The sequence below is a fragment of the Amycolatopsis plumensis genome (assembly GCF_042652605.1).
In the GTDB taxonomy this organism is placed as follows: domain Bacteria; phylum Actinomycetota; class Actinomycetes; order Mycobacteriales; family Pseudonocardiaceae; genus Amycolatopsis; species Amycolatopsis plumensis.
Map to the genome: position 1 here is coordinate 2,863,384 of NZ_JBHSJY010000001.1, position 21,464 is coordinate 2,884,847.

Below are 21,464 nucleotides of genomic sequence, written 5' to 3' on the forward strand. Positions count from 1 at the left end.
TGCCCCAGTGCGGCCTATATCAATAGGCCGACTCCGCACGCGCAAACCCAAAAGGGGCAACTGTATGACACGACTCCGCTACGCGGTGGTGATCCCGGCCATTGCCGGCACCCTGCTGGCCGGGTTCACTCCTGCGTTCGCAGGGCAGGAGGTCGCGGCCGGTAAGCAGCCGCTGAACTCCACGAACATCCCGGCGCAGTACGCGAACCAGAAGCTGGACTGGCACAAGTGCGCGGTCCCCTCCGAGCTGCCGACGGCTCCGCCCGCGGGCGCCGAGGACATGGAGTGCGCGACCTACAAGACCCCGCGCAACTGGTACCAGGCGAACGCCCAGATCGACCTGACCATCGCGGTCAGCCGCCTGAAGGCAACCAAGGACGCGACCGCCAGCGTCGTCACCAACCCCGGTGGCCCGGGCGCGCCCGGGCGCAACTTCCCGGCCCGCCTGCGCAACCAGCCGAAGCTGCGCGAGCACCAGGAAATCGTCGGCTTCGACCCGCGCGGCACCGGCAAGAGCACCAACATCACCTGCGGCGGCGCCATCGGCACCGGGTCGGACCTGGACCCGCGTGACCGCGACCGCGGCAACCTGAACCTGATCCTGCAGGCGACGAAGTACGCGGCGCTGTCCTGCCAGCAGAAGTCCGGCGAGCTGAGCCCGCTGATCAACACCGACCAGACGGTCAAGGACATCGACCTGCTGCGCGTGCTGCTCGGTCGCGACAAGATCAACTGGGTCGGCTACTCGGCGGGCACCTGGATGGGCGCGCACTACGCGCAGGCCTACCCGACCCGCACCGGCCGGTTCGTGCTCGACTCGGCCACCGAGTTCACCACGACCTGGCAGAAGTCGTTCGACTGGCAGCCGCTCGGCTTCGAGCGCCGCTGGCGGCAGGACTTCCTCCCGTGGATGGCGAAGTACGACAACCTCTACCACTTCGGCACCACCGGTGAGGCCGCCCGCCAGACCTACGAGCAGGTCCGCTACGCCCTGACCCAGGGCGCGGTCACCCTGCCCGACGGTTCGACCGTCTCGGCCAACGGCCTGGACTCGTTCATCGCGTCGCAGATCTACTCGAAGCGCGCGTTCCCGGGCCTGGCCGACTACCTGGTCAGCGTCCGCACGCTGACCCAGGGCACCGCCTCGGCGGCGGCCAAGTCCTCGGCCGCGCAGAAGGCCAAGGTCGCCGACAAGAGCACCGTCACCTACGGCCCGCAGCCGCTGATGGTGCCGGCCGACGGCGACGCCTACGACGCCAGCTTCTGGACCATCCCGTGCAACGAGGGTCCGTGGACCGGCTCGCCCAACAGCGCCATCCGGGACTCTCAGAAGCTGATCGACCAGCAGCTGCCGCTCCTGGGGGCCGGCTGGTTCATCCAGCCGTGCCTGTTCTGGAAGAAGCCGCCGTCCCCGCTGCCCGTGCTGGACGGCAAGGGTGTCCCGCCGGTGCTGATCGTCGAGTCGGAGCACGACCCGGCGACGCCGATCGAGGGCGCGCGCCGCGCGCACAAGGCGTTCGCGGGTTCGCGGATGCTGACCATCACCGGCGAGGGTGACCACGGCATCTACGCCGGCGGCAACGTGGGTGTGGACAAGGTCGTGGAGGCCTACCTCGTCGACGGCGTGGTGCCGAACGACCAGAGCCTGCCCGGCATGCCACTTCCGGTGCCCGCGGGCGCCTGAAGGCACTAGATGTGGTGGGGCCCCGTCGAGCGGAAGCTCGGCGGGGCCTTTTCCACACCTGTGCACAGAGTTATCCACAGCCGGTGGACAACTACCGGTATTAGAATGCCGTTCATGGTACGAGTGCCGCTGACGGACGAAGAGCGCGAGCGAGGCGAACGCCTCGGCCAGGCGCTGCGGGCGGCGCGGGCCGGCCGGAGCATGGTCGACGTCGCCGCGGAGGCCGGAATCTCGGTCGAGACGCTCCGGAAGATCGAAACCGGCCGCATCCCGACGCCGGCGTTCTTCACGGTCGCGGCCATCGCCGACGCCGTCGGCCTGCCGCTGGACGAGCTGCGCGCGGCCGTCACGCCCGCCGCGTCACCCCCGCTGTCCCAGGCCAGTTAGAGCGGCCGCAGCTGCTTGAGGATGTGCTCGCGGTCGTTGAGGAACGCGCACCCTGGCACCGGCAGGTCGTAGCTGTTGAGCAGCTTCTCGAAGTCCGAAAACTCGTCGGCGGAGAAGTCGAAGCCGACCCGGTAGGCGTGGGCGGCCAGCACGTCGGCCAGCTCCTCCCACTCACCGGCCCACAGCAGCGTCCGGTAGTGCGTGTAGTCCTCCGGGGAGAGCCGGTTGCCGATCATGGTCAGCACGCTGTCGGCGAAGAAGCTGATCCGGTTGCCCTTGAGGTCGGCGACCGTCGGGTTCGCCGGGTCCCGCGCGGTGTCCGGGTTGCGGATCACGCCCGGCCCGGCCACCGGGTAGGCGGTGTGCACGTGCCCGTTGTCCTCGACCAAGACGATCAAGTGGACGTTGAACCGTTCGCCGGCACAGCGCCACCGGCCGTTGCGCTGCTGCCGTCGGGCCTCGCTGGGGTCGTTGGCGACGTCCTTGACCACGGAGATGATCTGCTCGTCGGTCCAGCCGGCCGGGAACTCGCTGGTCGCCCTGCGCCCGACGCCCGGTGCGTGCCCGCCGCCCACTCGCTGCTCCCTTCGTCGCAACGAGAGTAGGTCAAACGGCTGCGGCAAGCAGCACGATGCCGACGACCTGGAGATCGAGACCGCGGAAGAGCTGGCGCACGAGGTTGGCGGGCATCGGGCCCATCGGGGTGTCGGTGAACCCGGGATTCGCGTAGTCAACGGCGGTGCGGGTGACCGTGCGCAGGATCGAGAGCACCGACAGCGGCACGGCGAGCCACGCGCCCACGGCGAACGACGTCCCACCCGCGAGGGTGACCACGAAGAGCGCTGTCGCCCAAAGAAGACCCACTCCGGCGAGCACCAGGCCGTGGGCCAGGACGAGCGTGCGGTCCCCCGAGCCGAGCCACCGGCGGCGGCCCGGGTTGCGCCAGAGCTCGCCGAGGCCGCCGGCGAACGGCGTCAGCGCGACGTACGCGCCGACGCCGACCAGGACCGCGCCCGGCACGGTCGGCACGGCGATGTGGGCGACGACGACCGCCAGGCCGACCAGCAGCGCCGCGCCCGCGTACCGTGACCGGCCGAGCGTGCCCGCCCAGGCCAGCCGCAACGGCGTCGGACGGCGCAGCGAAATCCCGCCCACTGGCGTGGACGGCGGGAGCAGCATCATCGGGTCGAGGAAGGTGACGGCGACCGACCGCAGGACGCGGCCGTCCCACCCGGCGAGCAGCGCCGCCCGGCCCGCGCGCGACACCGGTTCGCCGCCGAAGGCCAGCGGGAGCGCCGCGACCAGCACGCCGGCCGCCACGAACTGGACGGTGGCGGGACCGAGGCCGAGCGCGGCGATCCCCAGGCCAAGGACCGCGAGCACCAGCGGGCCCAGCGCGTCGAACCACAGCGACGTGCGCCGAGCCGAAGCGAAGGCCGCCACCCCGGTCGCGACGACGATCGCGACCGCCGCCCGCCACTGCTCCAGCCCGGCGCCGCCGACGGCGAGCAGCAGCGCGGCGAGGTAGCCGGTCACCGCGACCACGCCCGTCCACGCGCCGAGCAGCCGCAGCGTGACGACGCGGCCGCGGTCCACCGGGGCGAAGTCGAGCCAGGTCAGCTCCGCCGGCTCGACCCAGGCGAAGCCGCGGCGCAGCAGCCCGCGCCAGCCGACCGCGCAGCAGAGCGTCAGCAGCCCGAGCACGGCCGGGAAGGCGGGAGTGGACGAGCCGTAGAGCGCGGGCCGCCAGCCGTCGACGTGGAAGAAGGCGGTGAACAGGAACCCGAAGCCGAACAGGAGCACGAAGGTCGCGGTGTCGCCGCTGAAGATCCCGCCGAACCGCTTGCGCCCGGGGATCCGCATCCGCCTCGGCGTCAGTGTCGGCAAAGCGGTCACCACAGTTCGAGCACGCTGTCGGCGGCTTCCAGCAGCGGCGGGTGGTGGGTGGCCACCACGACCGCCGCGCCGGCCGCCGTCGACCGGGCGATCAGCTCGACCAGCCACTCCTTGCCCGCGGTGTCCAGCGCGCGTTCCGGCTCGTCGAGCAGGAGCACCCGGTGCGGACGGGCGGTGACGCCGAGCAGCAGCAGGCGCCGGCGCTGGCCGGCGGAGAAGTGCCCGGACGTCACGCGCATGCGTTCGCCGAGACCCGCGTCGCGCAACAGTTCCTCGTGGTCGCCCAGGTCGGCGCCGAACGAACCGGCGAGGAGTTCCAAGTGCTGCACCGGGGTCAGCTCGGCGAAGAAGTCGGAGTCGTCGAAGAGCACCGACACCTTGCGTCGGAATTCGACGTCCCGCTCGTCCGGCGCCTTGCCGTCGACCAGCACGCGGCCCCGCTGCGGCTTCTGCATGCCGTAGAAGCAGCGCAGCAAGGTCGACTTGCCGACTCCGTTGGGCCCGACGATCGCGGCGCACTCGCCGGGGTCGACGGAGAAGTCCAGGTCGTCGAACAGCCAGAGCTCGCCGGCCCGGACGCCGAGCGCCTTCGCGTCGATCACCGGAGGTGCTCGAGGACCGGGGCGAACTCGTCGAGGAACGGCTCCAGGATCGTGAAGTAGCTGAACCCGAACCGTTCGCGGTGGCCCCGCAGCTGGTCGGCGACTTGCGCGGCCGTGCCGACGAGGGCGACCGGGAGCTCGCCGATCTCCGCGGCGCTCAGGCGGCCGCCCACGAGCTGCTCCAGCTCGGCCAGGCCGGCCGCGCGGTCGTTCGTGATCTTCACGAACTGGCAGAGCAGGTTGAACTCGACCGAAGACGCGCGGTCGCCGAGCTTGGCCCGCACGAACGCCACGCGCTCGTCGACCTCTTCGGGGGCCGCCGCGGCCAGTGGCGCGCCGTCGGGGGTCTTGGTCGTCCCGGTGAAACCGATGATGTCGGCGTGCTCCGCGGCCAGCGTCAGTACCCGATCGCCGCGGCCGCCGAGAAGCAGCGGCGGCCCTTCGGGACGGGTGGGCGCGGGCTTGTGCTCCGGATCGGCGTACCGCCGCTTGAGCTCGGTGATCGTCCGCTCGAGGTGGTCGACGCGCTCGCGGGCGGACGGGAACGGCATCCCGGCGGCCTCGAACTCCTCCTTGACGTACCCGGCGCCGAGGCCCAGTTCCAGCCGTCCGCCGGTGAACTGGTCGGTGCCCGTGACGTCCCGGGCGAGCAGCACCGGGTTGTAGAAGGACGTGTTGAGCACGAAGGTGTTCAGCTGGACGCGCGAGGTGACCTCGCCGGCCAGCACGAGCGCCGGGAAGGGCGGCGCCATGCCCAGGTGGTCGGCCGCGGACAGGACGTCGTAGCCGAGTTCCTCGGCCCGGCGGCACTTTTCGGTCCAGGCGGCGCGGCTGTCCGGCACCACCATGTTGATCCCGAAGCGAAAATCCCCAGTCATGCCGACCAAGGTACTCAACGGAGCTTTTCGATCACCGGGGCGAGCCTGGTCAGATCGTCTTCGAGCACCGTGAAGTAGCTGGCGCCCAGAGTTTCGCGGGTGTGCTGGAGTTGCTCGGCCACGGCTTCGGCCGAGCCGGCGAGGACCGTGGCCAGCGCGCCGAGTTCCTCGACGCCGAGGTGCGGCACGAGTTCGTGGGCCTCCTCCAGTGCCGCCCGGCGGTCGTCGGTGATCCGGACGAAGTGAACCATCAAGTTCACCTCGGTGTCCCGGCCGTCGAGCACCTGCTTCACGAATCCGGCGCGGTCGGCCAGCGCGGCGGAACCGGCCAGGGCCAGCCGCCCCTCGGCCGCGCCGGGCGCGGTGCCGGTGAGGGCGATGGTGTCGGCGTGCGCGGCGGCGAAGGTCAGCATCCGGTCACCGCGGCCGCCGAGCAGCAGCGGCGGCCGCGGCCGGTCGGTGAACGCGCGGTCGACCTCGGTGACCACGTCGACGAGCCGCTGGAACCTGCGGCCGGGCGTCCCCCAGTCGATCCCGGCGGCGTCGAACTCCGCCTGGACGTACCCCGCGCCGATGCCGATCTCCACGCGGCCGCCGGTGAACTCGTCGAGCGCGACGAGGTCACGGGCCAGGAGCACCGGGTTGTGGAAGCTCGCGTTGAGGACGTAGGTGTTGAGCCGGATCCGCTCGGTGGCTTCGGCCGCGAGCAGCAGCGCGGGGATCGGCGCGACCCGGCCGAGGTGGTCGACCACGCCGACGACGTCGTAGCCGAGGTCCTCGGCCCGGCGGCACTTCGCCATCCACTCGGCCCGTGAGCCGGGCACGTACATGGCGACGCCGAACCGGAACGGTCTCATGCCCGCGAAGCTACCGGGAAAAGGCGTCGTGAGTGGTAAGGCGGGTTCTAACCCGCCTTACCACTCACGACCAGGTGCGGCAGGGGGCTCAGGCGAGGCGCTGGGCCAGCGCGTCGAGCTCGTCACGCAGCGACGTGGGGACCTTGTCGCCGATCTTCTCGAACCACTCCTCGATCAGCGGCAGCTCTTCGCGCCACTCCTCGGGCTTGACGTCCAGGGCGGCCTGGATGTCCTCGAGCGGCTCGGTCAGGCCCTCGGTGTCGAGGTCCTCGGCGCGCGGCACGAAGCCGACCGGCGTCTCGACGGCGTTGCCCTTGCCCTCGACGCGCTCGATGACCCACTTCAGGATCCGCGAGTTCTCGCCGAAGCCCGGCCACAGGAAGCGGCCGTCGTCGCCACGGCGGAACCAGTTGACGTAGAAGATCTTCGGCAGCTTGTTCGCGTCGGCGTTCTTGCCCAGGTTCAGCCAGTGCTTGAAGTAGTCACCGGCGTGGTAGCCGAGGAACGGCAGCATCGCCATCGGGTCGCGGCGGACGTTGCCGACCGCGCCGGCCGCCGCGGCGGTGGTCTCCGAGGACATGGTGGCGCCCATGAACACGCCGTGCTGCCAGTCGCGGGCCTCGTTGACCAGCGGAACCGTCGTCTTGCGGCGGCCACCGAACAGGATCGCCGAGATCGGCACGCCCTTCGGGTCGTCCCACTCCGGCGCGAGGATCGGGCACTGCGACATCGGCGTGCAGTAGCGCGAGTTCGGGTGGGCGGCCTTCTCGTCCGAGTCCGGCGTCCAGTCCTGGTGCTTCCACGAAGTGGCGTGCTCGGGCTGGTTCTCCATGCCCTCCCACCAGATGTCGCCGTCGTCGGTCAGGGCGACGTTCGTGAAGACCGTGTTGCCCTTCTCGATCGTGCGCATGGCGTTCGGGTTGGTGTGCCAGTCGGTGCCCGGCGCGACGCCGAAGAAGCCGAACTCGGGGTTCACCGCGTACAGGCGGCCGTCCTCGCCGAAGCGCATCCAGGCGATGTCGTCGCCCAGGGTCTCGGCGCGCCAGCCCGGGATGGTCGGCTGCAGCATGGCGAGGTTGGTCTTACCGCAGGCGCTCGGGAACGCGGCCGCGACGTAGTGGACCTTGTCCTCCGGCGAGATCAGCTTGAGGATCAGCATGTGCTCGGCGAGCCAGCCCTCGTCACGCGCCATCACCGAGGCGATGCGCAGCGAGTAGCACTTCTTGCCCAGCAAGGAGTTGCCGCCGTACCCCGAGCCGTAGCTCCAGATCGCGCGCTCCTCGGGGAAGTGCGAAATGTACTTCGTTTCGTTGCAGGGCCAGGAAACGTCCTGCTCGCCCGGTTCGAGCGGCTTGCCCACCGAGTGCAGCGCGGGCACGAATTCGCGCTCGCTGCCGTCCGGGGCAATGAACTTCTCGAGCGCGGCCTTGCCGGCGCGGGTCATCACGCGCATCGAAGCGACGACGTAGGCGAAATCCGTGATTTCGATACCCAGCTTGGGATTGTCGTCGCCGAGCGGGCCCATGCAGAACGGGATGACATACATCGTGCGGCCGCGCATCGAGCCGCGGAACAGCTCGGTCATGGTGGCCTTCATCTCGGCCGGGTCCATCCAGTTGTTGGTCGGACCGGCGTCCTCGGGACGCTCCGAGCAGATGAAGGTCCGGTCTTCGACGCGGGCGACGTCGTTCGGGTCGGAAGTGGCCCAGAAGGAGTTCGGCTTCGACTTGAGCTGCACGAACGTGCCGGCCTCGACCAGCTCCTGGTTGATCCGGGCGGCTTCTTCGTCTGACCCGTCGACCCACACCACGCGGTCCGGGGTGGTCAGTTCGGCGACCTCCCGGACGAAGGACAGCACGCCGGTGTGCGTCGTCGGCGCGGTGTCCAGTCCGGGGATGGCGACTGCGGTCATCTCTACTCCTGACTTCCGACGACAAATGCGCCCGCACCGGAACGACGTTGTCCCGGTGCGGGCGTCATTGCCGGCGACCGAATGGCTTCGCGCACCGGCTGGCGAACCGGTGTGCGCGATTTGGGATTCCTCGAGAGTAGCCGCATGACCGGCGAGTAACCGAGAGCTGACGTGTAGGTTCTCTCACAAGAACGATAAGGGAATCGATTCAGATGTCACTTGATCGGTGCATTCGCGGAAAATCTTCCGGTGGTGCGCGACACAGCCGTGACCTGGTCGTTTTCATTGAAGACATGAAGAAAGCCCGAGGCCGGAGCCTCGGGCTTTCAAACTATGACCTGGGTCACTTTCAGTTCGGCGAAATCCACTGTCCGGTGCCAGAGTCGATGCGCGCGACGCCTTCCAGCGTCTGCGTGCCGGCCTCGCCCCAAGCGGCGTCGGCGGCCGGATCGCCTTCGGCTCCCGAGTCCATCAGTCCACTGGAGACTTCGGTCCACTGGCCGGGGCCGGAGTGCTCGAACGTCGTGGTCGTGCCGTCGGACTCGGTCTGCACCGCGATGTCCGCTTCGCCGTCGCCGTCCTTGTCGGTGAAGGCGATGGTGCCGCCGCTCTTCGTCTCGACGATGACGGTGTCGTTGTGGCCGTCGTGGTCGGTGTCGATGGTCGCGACCCCCGCGTCCACCTCGCCCTCCGGCAGGTCGGCGTGGATGTGGCCGCCCGAGCTGTCGTCACGGCCGGTGCCGGAGTCGTCGTGGCCGCCGGAGCCGCCGTCGTGGACCCACTGGCCGCTGGCCTCGTCGTAGACCGCCTGCTCGACGACCTTCCCGTTCTCGTCCAGCACGGCGTAGTGGTCGGCCTCGCCGTCGTGGTTCGTGTCGATGAAGGCCTGGGCCGAGCCGTCTTCGTGCTCGATGATCGCGGTGTCGTTCACCCCGTCTTCGTTCACGTCGTAGTTGACCTCGGCCTGGTACTCCTGGCCGTCGACGTGGACGGTCATCGCGTCCGGGCTGCTCGCGTCGGTGTCGCTGCCGCCGCTCTCGTCGACCCACATGGGACTTCCCCCTTCGAACCGGGTAACACGCTCCGACCTGCTGTCTGAGGGTATGACTCACCGTAGGCCCGTTCGGTTCCGCTTCACAACCGGACCGGCGCTCAGGCGGTTTTGTCCCGCAACGCCCGGATCCGCGTCAGGAAGGCTTCGGCCCGCTCACGGCCGTCGCTGACCTCCTTGAGCCGCTTCGAGACGATCGCGATCTTCTTGGCCCGCTCCTGCGCGCCCATCTTGATCGTCTTGTCGACTTCCTTCAGCTCGGCCTCGATCGCGTCGATGCGCCGGCCCAGCGCCTCGTCGAGGGCCATCGACAGCTGCTGCTCGGCCTCGATGAGCTGCTCGGCGACGAGCTGGTCGAGCGTCGAGCGGGCGTCCGCGATGGCCTCGACCAGCCACTGCTTCATGTGCTGCTTGTCGGCCGCGTGCTTGCGCGTGCGGGCCATCCACCAGCCGGCGCCCAGGCCGATGATGATCGTCGCGGGCAGCACGACCGGGTTGAGGATCGCCACGCCGGCCAGCGGCAGCGCGGCCACCTTGCCGGCCCCGACGCCGCCGGAGATGCCCATGAAGACGAGCAGCTTGTCCTCGGCCGTCGGCGGCTTCTTGTCCGGCGGGCGCAGCACCACCGGCGGGCCGCCCGCCCTGGCGAACTGCGCGCGGATGACGTCCAGCTCTTCCGGCGAGAACAGCTCCGAGAGCGAGACGTTGGTGACCTGGTTCAGGCGCTGTGCGAGCAGCATCGAGATCCGCTGCGACGTCGTCTGCAGCGCGATGTCGACCTGCTGGGGCAGCGCGGCCAGCTCGTCGCGCTTGGCCGCGTCGATCAGCTGGCGGAAGTGGGTCTGCGCGTCCCGCATCTGCCGGCTGCTCTCGTGGCCGACCTCGACGCGGGTGCGCTGGACCTCGCCGCGCAGCTTCAGCTGCCAGCCGCGGGTCGAGCTCCGGCGTTCGGCCTGCAGCTTGTCGCGGCGGTCCCGCAGCTGCTCGGCCTCGGCCTCGCCCGCGGACAGCGCCCGGCTCTCGGCCTGCAGCTTCGCCTTCAGTTCGCCCAGCGCACTGGACAGCGCGCGCAGCGTGTTCGCCTCGCCGAGCATCGCCGAGCGGCCGACGAGCAGTTCCTGCAACGCCGTCTGGATCGCCGCGACCCCGGACTTCTCCCGCAGCATCGCGGCCATCTGCTCGTTGGGCGCTTTCGCCGCGGTCTCGAACAGCCGCGCCGACACGGGGTGGAACACCGCGTCGGCGAAGCGGGGCGCGTGCTCGCGCAGCAGCTGCTTGTCGGCCTCCATGACCTCGCGCCAGCCGCGGAACATGTCCACCTTGGTCAGCGCGAAGACGACGGTCTCGACGCGCTCGCCGACATCACGCAGGAACTGCAGCTCGGTCGAGGTGAACGGCGCCGAGGCGTCGACCACGAACAGCAGCGCGGTGGCCCCCGCGGCGGCTTCCTTGGCGAGCTCGCCGTGCATCGAGTCGAGGCCGCCGACGCCCGGCGTGTCGACCAGCGAAAGCCGTTCGAGCAGCGGGACCGGTCCGGTGACCTCGACGTACCGCGGCGGGATCTGCCCGGGCGGCAGCTCGTGCGCGGCGGAGACCCAGTGGATCAGCTGGCCGAGGTCGATCGGCACCGGGGCGAGCTGGCCGGGGTAGCAGGCGTGCGCGCCCCAGGTGTCCGCGTGGTCGAACACCAGGTAGGTCGCGGTGGCCACGTCGGCGTCCACGGGGGACAGTCCCGGCATCGCGAGCAGCGCGTTGACCAGCGAGCTCTTCCCCCGGTTCGTCTCGCCGACGACCACGACGGCCGGCTTCTTCGGCCGGGCCTTCCGGATGTCCTCGACCCACTTGGCGGCGGCCGGATCGGCTTCGCGGACGACGGTCAGCAGCTGGTCGCGGGTCGCGGCGACCTGCGTGGGCAGGCTCGGCGCGGTCGGTGCGCTCACGGGTTCTTCTTCGCGTAGACGGTGACGATCGGGGCGCGCAGCAGGCGGTCGTGGTCGGCGAAGCCGGTGACCTCGGTTTCCGCGACGATGCCGTCGAGCGCCGGGTCTTCGGTCGGGACCGCGCCGCCCGCTTCGTGCCGGGCCGGGTCGAAGCGCTCGCCGTCGGGCCGCAGGGCCTGGACGCCGATCGCGGCGAGGCCCTCCTCGAGGCGTTCGACCACGCCGCCGCTGCGGGCACGGTCCAGCGCGTACAGGCACATCTGGATCAGCGCCTGGCGATCCGCGAGTGCCCGCTCAAGATCGGTGACCTGCTGCTGCAAGGGGTGCACATCGGTGTCCGACGCGGGCGAGCCGCCGTCGGTTCCCTCCTTGCGAAACCACGCCATGGGCTCAGTCTGGCGGATTCAGCCGCCTGCCGGGGGCGGAACCGGGCGAAGGAACCGGATCAGGATCGTCCGGAGGATCGCCTGTTCCGCGGGCAGATCGAGGCCAGGGTCGAGACTGGCCCGGGAGATCATCGCGTCGATCAGCCCGGCGACCCAGCCCGCGGCCGCGCGCGGTTCCACCCCCGGGTCGATCAGCCCGGCGTCGACGGCCCGCCCGAGCAGCACCGCCAGGCCGTCGCGCAGCGCGCTGTCGTTGCGGTGGACGAGCTGGGCGAACTCGTCGTCGCGCGCGGCCTGGGCGGCGGCTTCCAGCACGATCCGGACGACTCCCGGCTGGGCGATCTGCCCGGCCAGCTCCGCGACGACGTCGAGCAGGGCGGCGAGCGGGTCACTGGCCTTGGCGGCGGCTTCGAGGCGTTCGGCCGTCTCGGCGGCGTCGTGGGTGAAGATCGCCGTGAAGACCGCGCGCTTGCTGGGGAAGTAGTGGAAGAGGCTGCCGGAGCTGATGCCCGCGGCGCGGCAGATGTCCGCCGTCGTCGTCCGCTCGAAGCCCTTCTCGGCGAAGCAGCCGGCGGCGGCGTCGACGATCGCGCGGCGCTTGGCCGCGTGCTTGGCCGGGTCGACGGTCCTCATCGTTCGACCGGCGGTTCGTCGTGCCAGGGGTAGCCGTGCTCGGCGAAGGCCGGCGCCAGCTCGTGGTTGCGCAGGTCCGTCTTCTCCCGGGCGATCTCCCGGCCGTCGGTGGTGCGCAGCACGAGGTCCTTGCCGTCGAGGTAGACGGCTTCGAGGTCGGCCTCGATGCGGCGGGTCTTGTCGCCGCGGACCAGGGTGACGCGAGTCGGCGAGACCGTGACGACCAGCCGCTCGTGGGCCCAGATCGCGGCGAACACCAGGCCGAGCACCAGCCCGCCGGCGACCGCGGCCAGCGTCGCCCACGGCTGCGGCAGTTTCGTGAGCACCTTGAACACGCCCTGGAACGGGAAGGCGGGCAGCTCGCTCACCCAGGCGGCGACGGCCCAGACCCCCACGCCCAGCGCGCCCCCGATGAGCGGGCAGCCGACCCAGGACCCGGTGCGCAGCCACGACGGCTCGTCGACGGTCGTCTCCATGCGGTCCATTATTAGACCGCGTGCTCGGTTTATGTAAACCGGGGGTTCAGACGAGCTCGTCGATGACCTCGCGGAGGACCGCTTCCAGGCCAGGGCCGTTTTCGGCGAGGCGGGAGGAGACGAGCAGCTGGTCTTCGGCCGTGCGCAGCCAGATCGAACCGGCGACCGAGATCTCGATGACGTTCAGGCGGAAGGGGTAGGCGCGGCGGCCGTGCCGGACCTCGGCCTCGCGCACCAGCTGGCCGAGCCGCTCGCCGGCCACGATCTGGCGGCGGTAGAAGCCGGGCGCCCAGGGGGTGTTGCCCGCCGGCTCGCCGCCCCCGCGCAGGGCGGGGCCGCGGGCGTTGGCGAAGTGGCGGGCCGCGGCCGGGCCGAAGAACTCGAGCGCCTGCCGCATCGCCGACCCCTGCGCGAACGCGGGCCTGCCGTAGCGGGAGCGCGGGTTGCGCGGGTCCGGGTCCTCGCGGTTGCGGAGAAAGGCCAGCAGGTCGACCCACCAGTCGGCCCACTGCGCCTGGACGGCGGCCCGGTCGAGGCCGGCCGGGACGTGCACCGGGACCTGCGGCTCCACCGGCGGCAGCACCTGTCCTTCGGAAACGGACAGTGCCAGGGCGTCACGGATGTACAGCGCGACGTCGACCTCGGTCTCGCTGCTCCAGCCGGCTCGCCAGGATGTCGTGTTTTCTAGGCGCACGATTCAACAGTACGCGGGAAAACGGTCCTACCAGGGAAAGTTGGCAAGCGGAGACAAACTCACGCTTCCCTGAGCTGTTGCCAGATCAAGAAGTACGCCCGGTGCACGACGTGGGCGACGCGGCTCTGCGCCGGCGTCGCGCCGAAGGACGCGAAGGACCGCCACCAGCCCGCGCGCTCGAGGGCGTGCGCGGCCAGTTCCGGCCGCGGGGCGCCGGGCTTGCCGAGCTGGGCGCCGAAGTCGGCGTTGCTGCCCACCCGCAGCACCTCTTCGGACAGGTCCTCCGGCATGTCGACCGCGCCGGAGGCGACCAGCGTCAGCGCTTCCAGCAGCCGCAGCTGGTGGGCCTCGGGCTTGGCGAGCAGCACCTCGATGGCGTCGTGGACGCGCTGGCGCTCGGCCGGGTCGGCCGACGCGTGCGCGAGCGCCGTCACCGAGGCCAGTGCCGCGGCCGCCTTGATGCCGTCGGCGCGGGCGGCGAACACGATCGACAGCCGCTGCCGGACCGCTTCCAGGCCGGACGCGTCGAGCAGGGACCGCCGCAACGCGCCCGCGGTGATCTCCGGCTCCTTGCGGATGGCCTCGACGGCGTGCGAAACGCCGAACAGGTCGAGCTTCTCCAGCAGCCGCAGCCGGGTGCCCGCCGGGACGTCGCAGTCCCAGCTCGTGAAGATGTCGGCCGAGATCAGCATGGTCTGCAGGACGTCGTCGTCGAGCTCGGCGAGCTGCCGCAGGGCCTCGGCGTCGGCGGAGGTGAACCCGCCGGACTCGGCGGATTCGGCGATCAGGCCGATCACCGGCAGCACGTCGGCGACCCGCGGCTTCAACGTCGACGCCTGCTTCTCCGCGAGCAGCGTGGCGGCCCGCCAGATGTCGCCACCGGAGCCTTCGACGGACTCGGGCGCGATCGTGTCGGCCTTGTTGAGCACGGCGATCGCGTTGACCGGGCCCGCCTCGCGGCTCGCGGTGGCCGCGGTGAAGGCGGCGAGGGCCTGCTGGTCGTCCGCGCGGACGCCCTGGGTGACGACGTACAGGACGGCCTCGGCGCCGGCGACGGCGTTGCGCGAGGTGTCGTCGAGCTCGTCGGAGCCTTCTTCGTCCTCTTCTTTGCGGTGCTTGGCCGCGCCCAGCAGCTGCTCGGTGCGGGACACCGAAGCGGCGTCGAGCGAGCCGAGGCCCGGCGTGTCGATCACCGTCATGCCCTGGAGGACGGCGTTGGTCAGGTACGCCTCGATGTGCGACACCTGCTCGATGTCGACACCCAGCTCGGCGGGGATCATGCCGTCGGAGGCGAACGGGAGCACCTGCTTGCGGCCGTCGGTGAAGACGATCTCGACGCGGTCGACCGTGCCGTACTGGAACCGGGTCACCAGCCGCGTGCACTCACCGATGTCGGTGGGCGCGACCCGGCGCCCGATCAGCGCGTTGACCAGCGTCGACTTGCCCGACTTGATCCGGCCGGCGACGGCCACCTGCAGGGGCGCGCCGAGCCGGCGCAGCACCTCGGCGAACCCCGCGGCGGTGCGCGCGGAGACCTGCGGCTGCAGGCGGTGGCACAGGGTGGCCACCGACATCGACAGCGGACCCGCGAGCCGGCCCTGCTCCGGTGACGTCACGGCCCCCAGCCCTCCCCGTCGTAGGCGACCACCCGGTGAATCGTGCCATGCGGGTCATCCCCAGGTCGCACCGAAGGTGGTACCGGCGGCCGACGCGCGGTTCCCGCGGCGCCACCTAGTGTTGCCTGGTGCGACGGCTGAGCCTGTGGATGCGTGCCCACCCCATGGCGGGCGACTCGGTGCTCGCCGTCCTGCTCGGCCTGTTCGACCTGCTGCTGTTCGCCGCCGACGGGCTGGCCGAGCTCCCGGACGTGCCGCCCTGGTACGTCGCCGTGCCGGTGAACATCGCGATGGTGACGCCCCTGGTGTTCCGGCGGAAGTCGCCGCTGTGGTCGGCGTACGTCGTGCTGGTGGTGAGCGTCGTGCACGCGTCGCTCATGCTCGGCATCGGCAGCGTCGCCGGGCTGGCCATGAGCATCTACTCGGTCGTCGTCTACGCCGGGCGGCGGCAGGGACTGGCGTACGTCGGCGCGGTCGTGGCCGCTTCGGTCCTGCAGGCCGTGCTGGACCGGCCGGACGAGCTCGTCATCTCCGCGTTGTTCCTCGCGTTCGGGATCGCCCTGTGCTGGACCCTCGGCGAGTTCGTCGGGGCCCGGCGCGCCTACGACGTCGAAGTGGAGGCCCGGTTGCACCTGCTCGAGACCGAACGCGACCAGGCCACCCGGATCGCGGTGGCCGAAGAGCGCGGGCGGATCGCGCGCGAGCTGCACGACGTCGTCGCGCACGCGGTGAGCGTCATGGTCGTGCAGGCCGACGGCGCGTCGTACGCGATCCAGAGCAACCCCGAGCTCGCTCACCGGGCCCTGCAAACGATTTCCGAGACCGGCCGCGGCGCGCTCGGCGAACTGCGGCGCCTGCTGGACGTGCTCCGCAGCGACGACGCGGACGGCGAGCCCCGGGTGCCGCAGCCGGACGCGCACGCCCTCGCCGACCTGGCCGACCGGATGCGCGCCGCCGGGGTGCCGGTGGACCTGGAGCTCGGCGAGCTCGGCGACCTGCCGGCCGGCGTCTCGCTCGGCGTCTACCGGATCGTGCAGGAGTCGCTGACCAACACGCTCAAGCACGCCGGGCGCGGCGCGACCGCTTCGGTGCGGGTGCACCGCACCGGCGACCTGGTCGAGGTGCTGGTGTCCGACGACGGCGCCGGCCGCGTCCCGCAGCTGGTGCCGTCCGGGCGGCGCGACCCCCGGCTGCCGGGCGGGAACGGCTTGATCGGCATGCGCGAGCGCGCGCACGTGTACGGCGGGAAGTTGGACGTGGGCCCGGCTCCGGGCGGTGGATGGCAGGTCCGGGCGACCCTGCCGGTTAGGTTGGACAAGTGATCCGGGTGGTGGTCGTCGACGACCAGGAACTGATGCGCGTCGGGTTCCGGATGGTGCTGGGTGCCCAGGCCGACATCGACGTCGTCGGCGAGGCGGGCGACGGCGCGCAGGCGATCGAGCTGGCTTCGCAACTGCGGCCCGACGTCGTGCTGATGGACGTCCGGATGCCGGTGCTCGACGGCGTCGAGGCGACGAAGCGGATCGTCGCCGACGGCACCGCGCGCGTGCTGGTGATGACGACGTTCGACCTCGACGAGTACGTCTACGCGGCACTCCAGGGTGGGGCGAGCGGGTTCCTGCTCAAGGACACCCAGCCCGACCACCTGGTGTCGGCGCTGCGCGCGGTCGCTTCGGGCGACGCGGTGGTTTCGCCGTCGGTGACCCGCCGGCTCCTGGACCGCTTCGTCGGCACCGGCGGTCCCCCGATGCGGGACACCGCCGAGCTGGACGTGCTCACCGACCGCGAGCGCGAGGTGCTCGTGCTGATCGCCAAGGGCATGTCGAACCTGGAGATCGCCGAGGCGCTGTTCCTGTCCGAGGCGACGGTGAAGACGCACGTCGGGCGGATCCTGGCGAAGCTGGAGCTGCGGGACCGGGTGCAGGCGGTGGTGCTGGCCTACGAAACCGGCCTCGCCCGCCCCGGCCTCGGCTGAATCCTCAGCGCAACTTTCATAGGGAAAGTTCCGCGCGAACGCTCGCGACCACGCGCTTCGGCTCGCCGTACAACTCCGCCTTGGTGACGATCAGGAAGCGCCAGCCCTCGGCCTCGATCGCGGTGCGGCGCTGCGCGTCGAGCTGCGGCTGAATGCCTTCGAGATGCCACTCGCCGTCGTATTCGATCGCCAGTTTCTGCGCGGGGAACCCCAAGTCGAGACGACCGAGGAAGTGACCTCTTCTGCTCACGACGTCGACCTGAACCTCCGGCTTGAGGCCGGCGACGGTGAGCCACACTCGCAGCTCCGACTCGGGAACACTCTCCGAACGCGCGTCCGCCAGCTCGACCGCCTTCCTGGCCCGCACCATTCCGTTGTCGCGGCGTGATCCGAGGTAGTCGTGCAGCTCGGCCAGGTTCACCAAGCCGCTGCGGAGGAGAACGTCGAGGTAGCCGACGACCCGGGGAAGCGAACGGTGGAGCTTGGTGTTCGTGAGGGTGTCCAAGGCGAGCCGCAGGGGTGTGGCGAGCCGGACGCCTTCCCACGGCTCACTGTCGATGTCTCTCCGGCAGGTTCGCCGGATGTGCAGCCCCGCCTGTCGCGCGAACCCCACGTTTTCCGGCACGACGAATTCGACCGGGTCGTGCGAACCGACCAGTTCCAAGCCCTTGACGGCCGCAGCCGAACACCCCGACAGGACGGCGTCACCCGGTGCGAGCAAAGCAGCGGCCCGGCATCGCATCGCATGCGTCACTTCGGTCGTCGAGGCGACGTAGACGTTCCGGAACAACCGGGTGAACAGAGGCGATCGCAAGGCACACGACGTCAACGCACCTTCGGCCACGGCGTGGGTCCCGATGAAGGGCTCGGCGAAGTCGATCAGGTCACTGTTGCGGAGGCTGAACATCTGCCCAGGCTGCGGCGGACCACCGACAGCCAGGCCGCCTCAAGATCAACTGGGCCACGGTTGTCCCCATCCCCCGAATTCCCTCCCCAACCCGTCACTTTCCCTATGAAAGTTGCACCTACGGACGTCCGGCGCGGCACTTTCATAGGGAAAGTGCCGCTCAGCGGTAGTCGTCCGGCGGGGTGGTCACCTCGTCCTTGCCCCCGTGGCGGACTTCGGTGAGCCAGCGGCCGAAGTCCGGGCGGTCGCCGTCGATGTCGGTGTAGCCGTACTCCTTCATCAGGGTCCAGGACGCCAGGGTCTGCCCCGCGAAACGGGCGACCTCCGGGTCCTGCGCCAGGGCCGCGACGCCGCGGGCCAGCAGGTACGGCGTCTCGGAGATCTTGAAGTCGACCGGCGCGAGCTTGCCGACCGCGTCGCGCCAGTTCTCCTCCGTGACCTCGAAGTGGTCGAGCATCGACTCCGAACGCAGGAAGCCCGGCGTCACCGCGAGGCCGACGCAGTCGTACTTCTTCAGCTCCACACCCAGCGCCCGGCCGAGCGCGCGGATGCCGCACTTGGCCAGGTAGTAGGGGAGGCCCGCGCCGACGTAGTCGTCGTTGTCGCCGTCGGTCACCTCGAGGACCAGGCCGCGGCGGGCGACCACCAACGGCAGGAGCTTGTGCAGCGCGATGAGGTGCGTGTCGAGCGCGTTGTGCGTGAGGGTGAGCGCGTCCTCCAGCGGTGTCTCCCAGTAGGGCGCGTCGAAGTGGAAGTACATGTCGCCGCCCCAGACGTCGTCGACCAGGATGTCGATTCCATCCACTTCGGACTCGATGCGAGCCTTCAAAGCGTCCACATCGGACACCGAGGTGAAGTCGCAGCGGACGACGACCGCCTTGCCGCCCGCCGCTTCGACCAGCTCGCCCGTCTCTTCGATGGTTTCCGGGCGCTGCATGGGCGAGCGCGTTTCGCGGGTGGTGCGGCCGGTGACGTACACCGTCGCCCCCGCCCGGCCCAGCTCCACCGCGATCGCGCGCCCGCAGCCCCTCGTCGCCCCGGTGACCACGGCGACCTTGCCTGCCAAACTCATGAATCCTCCCGTCCCCGCCACGCGGTCAGCACCGCGTCGACGTCCTCCGCCAGCCGGTCGGCCAGCCGCCCGTGCGGCCGGATCGACCAGTCGAGCGACACCCCGTTGATCACGTCCAGCACGACCCGGGCCGCCCGCGGCACACTCGGCGCGCGCGGCAGCGAAGGCGCCGCCGCCCGCACGAGCCGCCGCAGTTCTTCTTCGACCGCCGTGAAGTGCTCGCCCAGCAGCGACCGCAGCACCGGGTCGCCGATGTCCACGCCGAGCTGGCCCAGGTGGTTCGCCGCCTCTTCGGCGTCGCCGAGCACCGCGTAGACCGACACCGCCGCGGCGCGCAGGCCGCCGACCGGGTCGTCCGCCCGCTCGGCGCACTCCCGCATCTGCTCGACCGCCCGCCGCGTCGCCCGCCGGCTCATCGCCTGCAGCAGGCCGCTCTTCGAGCCGAACCGCTGCGCGACCGTGCCGACCGAAACCCCGGCCTCCGCCGCCACCTGCGCGAGCGTGAAACCGGGGCCGCAGCGGCCGATCACGGTCTCCGCCGCGGCCAGCAGCCGCTCGTCGGTGATGCTCCTCGGCCGGGCCACGCAGTTATTGAACCACAGTTCATTAATGAAGTCGTTCTCAGGGTCGACTCAGGGTCATCACGGATCGCGCATCGGCCGAAGAGCCAGCAAGGTACTACTCAGGTAGGGGGAGCGGTTCGGCCTTCAGGGTGACGCGCAACCGTCCCCGGACCCGCGACGATGAACGCGTCGTAAGCGAGGGGCGGAAGAGGAGCAGCCATGATCGAGGCAACGGGCCTCACGAAACGGTACGGAAAGACGCTGGCGGTGAACAACCTGTCGTTCTCCGTGTCCGCGGGACAGGTCACCGGCTTCCTCGGTCCGAACGGAGCCGGCAAGTCCACCACCATGCGGATGATCCTGGGCCTGGACAACCCGACGGGCGGCCAGGTCACCATCGGGGGCAAGAAGTACCACGACCTCAAGGAGCCGCTGCGCACCGTCGGCGCGCTGCTCGACGCGAAGTGGGTGCACCCGAACCGTTCGGCGCGCGCCCACCTGCTCTGGATGGCGAAGTCCAACCGCATCCCGGCGAGCCGCGTCGACGAAGTCCTCGAGACGGTCGGCCTGACCAGCGTCGCGAACAAGCGCGCCGGCGGGTTCTCGCTCGGCATGTCGCAGCGCCTCGGCATCGCGGCCGCCCTGCTCGGCGACCCCGAGGTGCTGCTGTTCGACGAGCCGGTGAACGGCCTCGACCCCGAGGGCATCCTCTGGATCCGGAAGTTCATGCACCGGCTGGCCGACGAAGGCCGCACCGTTTTCGTGTCGAGCCACCTGCTTTCGGAGATGGCGCTGACCGCGAGCAACCTCGTGGTGATCGGCCGCGGGCAGCTGATTTCGCAGTCGTCCACCCAGGACTTCGTCTCCCGCGCGGCCGAGAACACGGTGAAGGTGCGCTCTCCGCAGCTGGCCGAGCTCCAGGACGCCCTGCAGCGCGCCAGCGCCGGGGTCGCCGCCGAGGCCGGCGCGCTCGTGGTGTCCGGGATGGACAGCGACAAGATCGGCGAGATCGCCGCCGCCAACCGGATCGTGCTGCACGAGCTGAGCCCGCAGACCGGCTCGCTCGAGCAGGCCTTCATGCAGATCACCGGCGACTCCGTCGAGTACCACACCGGCCTCGACGCCGAGGCGCAGCACGTGCTCGAGTCCGCCAAGTAACCGGGGAAACCAAGATCATGAACCTGCTCGCGGTCGAACGCATCAAACTGTTCAGCACCCGCTCGCCCTGGTGGTGCGCGCTCATCACCCTGGCACTGGCCGTCGGGTTCGCCGCCATCTTCTCCGGCGCGTCGCCCGCCGACGAGCCGGTCACCGTGGCCGCCACCCAGTTCGGCGGTTCCCAGTTCGGCATCGCCGTCGTCATGGTGCTCGCCGCGCTCGCGGTGACCACCGAATACCGCTTCAACACGATCCGGACGACCTTCCAGGCGGTGCCGCACCGCTCGCCGGCGCTGGTCGCCAAGGCGATCGTCGTCGCGCTGATGGCGCTGGTCATCGGGGAGATCGCCGCGTTCGGCGCCCTCGGCCTCAGCATGCTGATGCGGCCGAACGACGGCATCGGCCTGCACACCACGCAGGACTGGCTGAACGTCGCCGGCCTCGGACCGGTGTTCGCGGTCGCCGCCGTGCTCGCCGTCGCGGTCGGAATCCTCATCCGGCACAGCGCCGGCGCGATCGCCCTTCTGCTCATCTACTACTTGGCCGTCGAAGAGCTGGTGCAGCTCATCCCGAAGATCGGGCACCACATCCACGAGTGGCTGCCGTTCAACGTGGCGAGCAAGTTCCTGCGCGGCTCCGCCGCCGGGGGCGACGGCCCGCCGCCGTCGGACTCGCCGCTGAGCCCCGGCTGGGCGCTGGCGTACTTCGCCGGCATCGCCATCGTGTTCCTGCTCGTCGCGCTCGGGGTCGCGAAGAAGCGGGACGCCTAGGGGGTAA

22 protein-coding genes are annotated in these 21,464 nt (G+C 70.6%); 6 read left to right on the top strand and 16 right to left on the bottom strand.

Going from position 1 to position 21,464, the window contains the following annotated elements:
* Positions 1-64: 64 nt before the first annotated feature.
* Positions 65-1,684, top strand: coding sequence for an alpha/beta hydrolase (locus ACFPLC_RS13700; protein ID WP_378191683.1), 1,620 nt, complete (start codon positions 65-67; stop codon positions 1,682-1,684).
* Positions 1,685-1,798: 114 nt separating this feature from the next.
* On the top strand, positions 1,799-2,071 hold the full coding sequence (locus ACFPLC_RS13705; protein WP_191313538.1) for a helix-turn-helix domain-containing protein: 273 nt from the start codon (positions 1,799-1,801) through the stop codon (positions 2,069-2,071).
* Here ACFPLC_RS13705 and ACFPLC_RS13710 read toward each other — a convergent pair.
* From ACFPLC_RS13710 to ACFPLC_RS13770, 13 genes are all read right to left on the bottom strand, one after another.
* Positions 2,068-2,646 carry an EndoU domain-containing protein gene (locus tag ACFPLC_RS13710; RefSeq protein ID WP_378191685.1) on the bottom strand — a complete coding sequence of 193 codons (579 nt, stop codon included), beginning with the start codon at positions 2,644-2,646 and terminating at the stop codon, positions 2,068-2,070. The two genes, ACFPLC_RS13705 and ACFPLC_RS13710, sit on opposite strands and share 4 nt — an antisense overlap.
* A gap of 31 nt (positions 2,647-2,677) precedes the next feature.
* Positions 2,678-3,958, bottom strand: coding sequence for a hypothetical protein (locus ACFPLC_RS13715; RefSeq protein ID WP_378191687.1), 1,281 nt, complete (start codon positions 3,956-3,958; stop codon positions 2,678-2,680).
* A 5-nt stretch (positions 3,959-3,963) separates the two neighbouring features.
* Entirely contained in the window at positions 3,964-4,569 is a 606-nt protein-coding gene (locus ACFPLC_RS13720; protein WP_378191689.1) for an ABC transporter ATP-binding protein, read from the bottom strand.
* Positions 4,566-5,447, bottom strand: a complete 882-nt coding sequence (locus ACFPLC_RS13725) for an LLM class F420-dependent oxidoreductase (RefSeq protein ID WP_378191692.1) — start codon at positions 5,445-5,447, stop codon at positions 4,566-4,568. Before ACFPLC_RS13725 ends, ACFPLC_RS13720 begins: the two co-directional genes overlap by 4 nt.
* A gap of 14 nt (positions 5,448-5,461) precedes the next feature.
* Positions 5,462-6,304 (bottom strand): TIGR03621 family F420-dependent LLM class oxidoreductase, encoded by an 843-nt coding sequence (locus ACFPLC_RS13730; protein WP_378191694.1) that lies wholly within the window; start codon positions 6,302-6,304, stop codon positions 5,462-5,464.
* A gap of 88 nt (positions 6,305-6,392) precedes the next feature.
* A complete protein-coding gene (locus tag ACFPLC_RS13735) occupies positions 6,393-8,216 on the bottom strand; it encodes a phosphoenolpyruvate carboxykinase (GTP) (RefSeq protein WP_378191696.1) in 1,824 nt (607 codons plus the stop codon).
* A 349-nt stretch (positions 8,217-8,565) separates the two neighbouring features.
* On the bottom strand, positions 8,566-9,267 hold the full coding sequence (locus ACFPLC_RS13740) for a hypothetical protein (protein WP_191313531.1): 702 nt from the start codon (positions 9,265-9,267) through the stop codon (positions 8,566-8,568).
* Between the two features lie 101 nt (positions 9,268-9,368).
* Complete coding sequence (locus ACFPLC_RS13745; RefSeq protein WP_378191698.1) at positions 9,369-11,207, bottom strand: dynamin family protein; 1,839 nt, start codon at positions 11,205-11,207, stop codon at positions 9,369-9,371.
* Positions 11,204-11,593, bottom strand: a complete 390-nt coding sequence (locus ACFPLC_RS13750; protein WP_191313529.1) for a nucleotide exchange factor GrpE — start codon at positions 11,591-11,593, stop codon at positions 11,204-11,206. Before ACFPLC_RS13750 ends, ACFPLC_RS13745 begins: the two co-directional genes overlap by 4 nt.
* Positions 11,594-11,611: 18 nt before the next feature.
* Positions 11,612-12,226, bottom strand: a complete 615-nt coding sequence (locus tag ACFPLC_RS13755) for a TetR/AcrR family transcriptional regulator (protein ID WP_378191701.1) — start codon at positions 12,224-12,226, stop codon at positions 11,612-11,614.
* Complete coding sequence (locus ACFPLC_RS13760) at positions 12,223-12,702, bottom strand: YqeB family protein (protein WP_378191703.1); 480 nt, start codon at positions 12,700-12,702, stop codon at positions 12,223-12,225. Before ACFPLC_RS13760 ends, ACFPLC_RS13755 begins: the two co-directional genes overlap by 4 nt.
* A gap of 46 nt (positions 12,703-12,748) precedes the next feature.
* Positions 12,749-13,396 carry a hypothetical protein gene (locus tag ACFPLC_RS13765; RefSeq protein ID WP_191313526.1) on the bottom strand — a complete coding sequence of 216 codons (648 nt, stop codon included), beginning with the start codon at positions 13,394-13,396 and terminating at the stop codon, positions 12,749-12,751.
* 59 nt (positions 13,397-13,455) lie between these two features.
* Positions 13,456-14,970: a dynamin family protein gene (locus tag ACFPLC_RS13770; RefSeq protein WP_378191941.1), complete on the bottom strand. Its 1,515-nt coding sequence runs from the start codon at positions 14,968-14,970 to the stop codon at positions 13,456-13,458.
* Between the two features lie 191 nt (positions 14,971-15,161).
* Between ACFPLC_RS13770 and ACFPLC_RS13775 the strand changes: the two genes are divergently transcribed.
* The gene (locus ACFPLC_RS13775) at positions 15,162-16,334 is read left to right on the top strand and encodes a sensor histidine kinase (protein ID WP_446681633.1); all 1,173 of its coding nucleotides are present in this window, start codon (positions 15,162-15,164) and stop codon (positions 16,332-16,334) included.
* Entirely contained in the window at positions 16,331-16,987 is a 657-nt protein-coding gene (locus tag ACFPLC_RS13780; protein ID WP_378191705.1) for a response regulator, read from the top strand. Before ACFPLC_RS13775 ends, ACFPLC_RS13780 begins: the two co-directional genes overlap by 4 nt.
* Positions 16,988-17,003: 16 nt before the next feature.
* On the opposite strand, the gene ACFPLC_RS13785 is transcribed toward ACFPLC_RS13780, so the two are convergent.
* The 3 genes from ACFPLC_RS13785 to ACFPLC_RS13795 all read right to left on the bottom strand — a co-directional run bounded on the left by ACFPLC_RS13785 (position 17,004) and on the right by ACFPLC_RS13795 (position 19,550).
* A complete protein-coding gene (locus tag ACFPLC_RS13785; protein WP_378191707.1) occupies positions 17,004-17,894 on the bottom strand; it encodes an endonuclease domain-containing protein in 891 nt (296 codons plus the stop codon).
* Between the two features lie 160 nt (positions 17,895-18,054).
* Complete coding sequence (locus ACFPLC_RS13790) at positions 18,055-18,966, bottom strand: SDR family NAD(P)-dependent oxidoreductase (protein ID WP_378191709.1); 912 nt, start codon at positions 18,964-18,966, stop codon at positions 18,055-18,057.
* Entirely contained in the window at positions 18,963-19,550 is a 588-nt protein-coding gene (locus ACFPLC_RS13795; protein ID WP_191313522.1) for a TetR/AcrR family transcriptional regulator, read from the bottom strand. The genes ACFPLC_RS13790 and ACFPLC_RS13795 overlap by 4 nt, the downstream gene beginning before the upstream one ends.
* A 198-nt stretch (positions 19,551-19,748) precedes the next feature.
* Here ACFPLC_RS13795 and ACFPLC_RS13800 point away from each other — a divergent pair, with 198 nt between their 5' ends.
* Together ACFPLC_RS13800 and ACFPLC_RS13805 are read left to right on the top strand one after the other, a co-directional pair.
* Positions 19,749-20,687 carry an ABC transporter ATP-binding protein gene (locus ACFPLC_RS13800; RefSeq protein ID WP_378191711.1) on the top strand — a complete coding sequence of 313 codons (939 nt, stop codon included), beginning with the start codon at positions 19,749-19,751 and terminating at the stop codon, positions 20,685-20,687.
* A gap of 17 nt (positions 20,688-20,704) precedes the next feature.
* Complete coding sequence (locus tag ACFPLC_RS13805; protein ID WP_378191713.1) at positions 20,705-21,457, top strand: ABC transporter permease; 753 nt, start codon at positions 20,705-20,707, stop codon at positions 21,455-21,457.
* Positions 21,458-21,464: the final 7 nt, after the last annotated feature.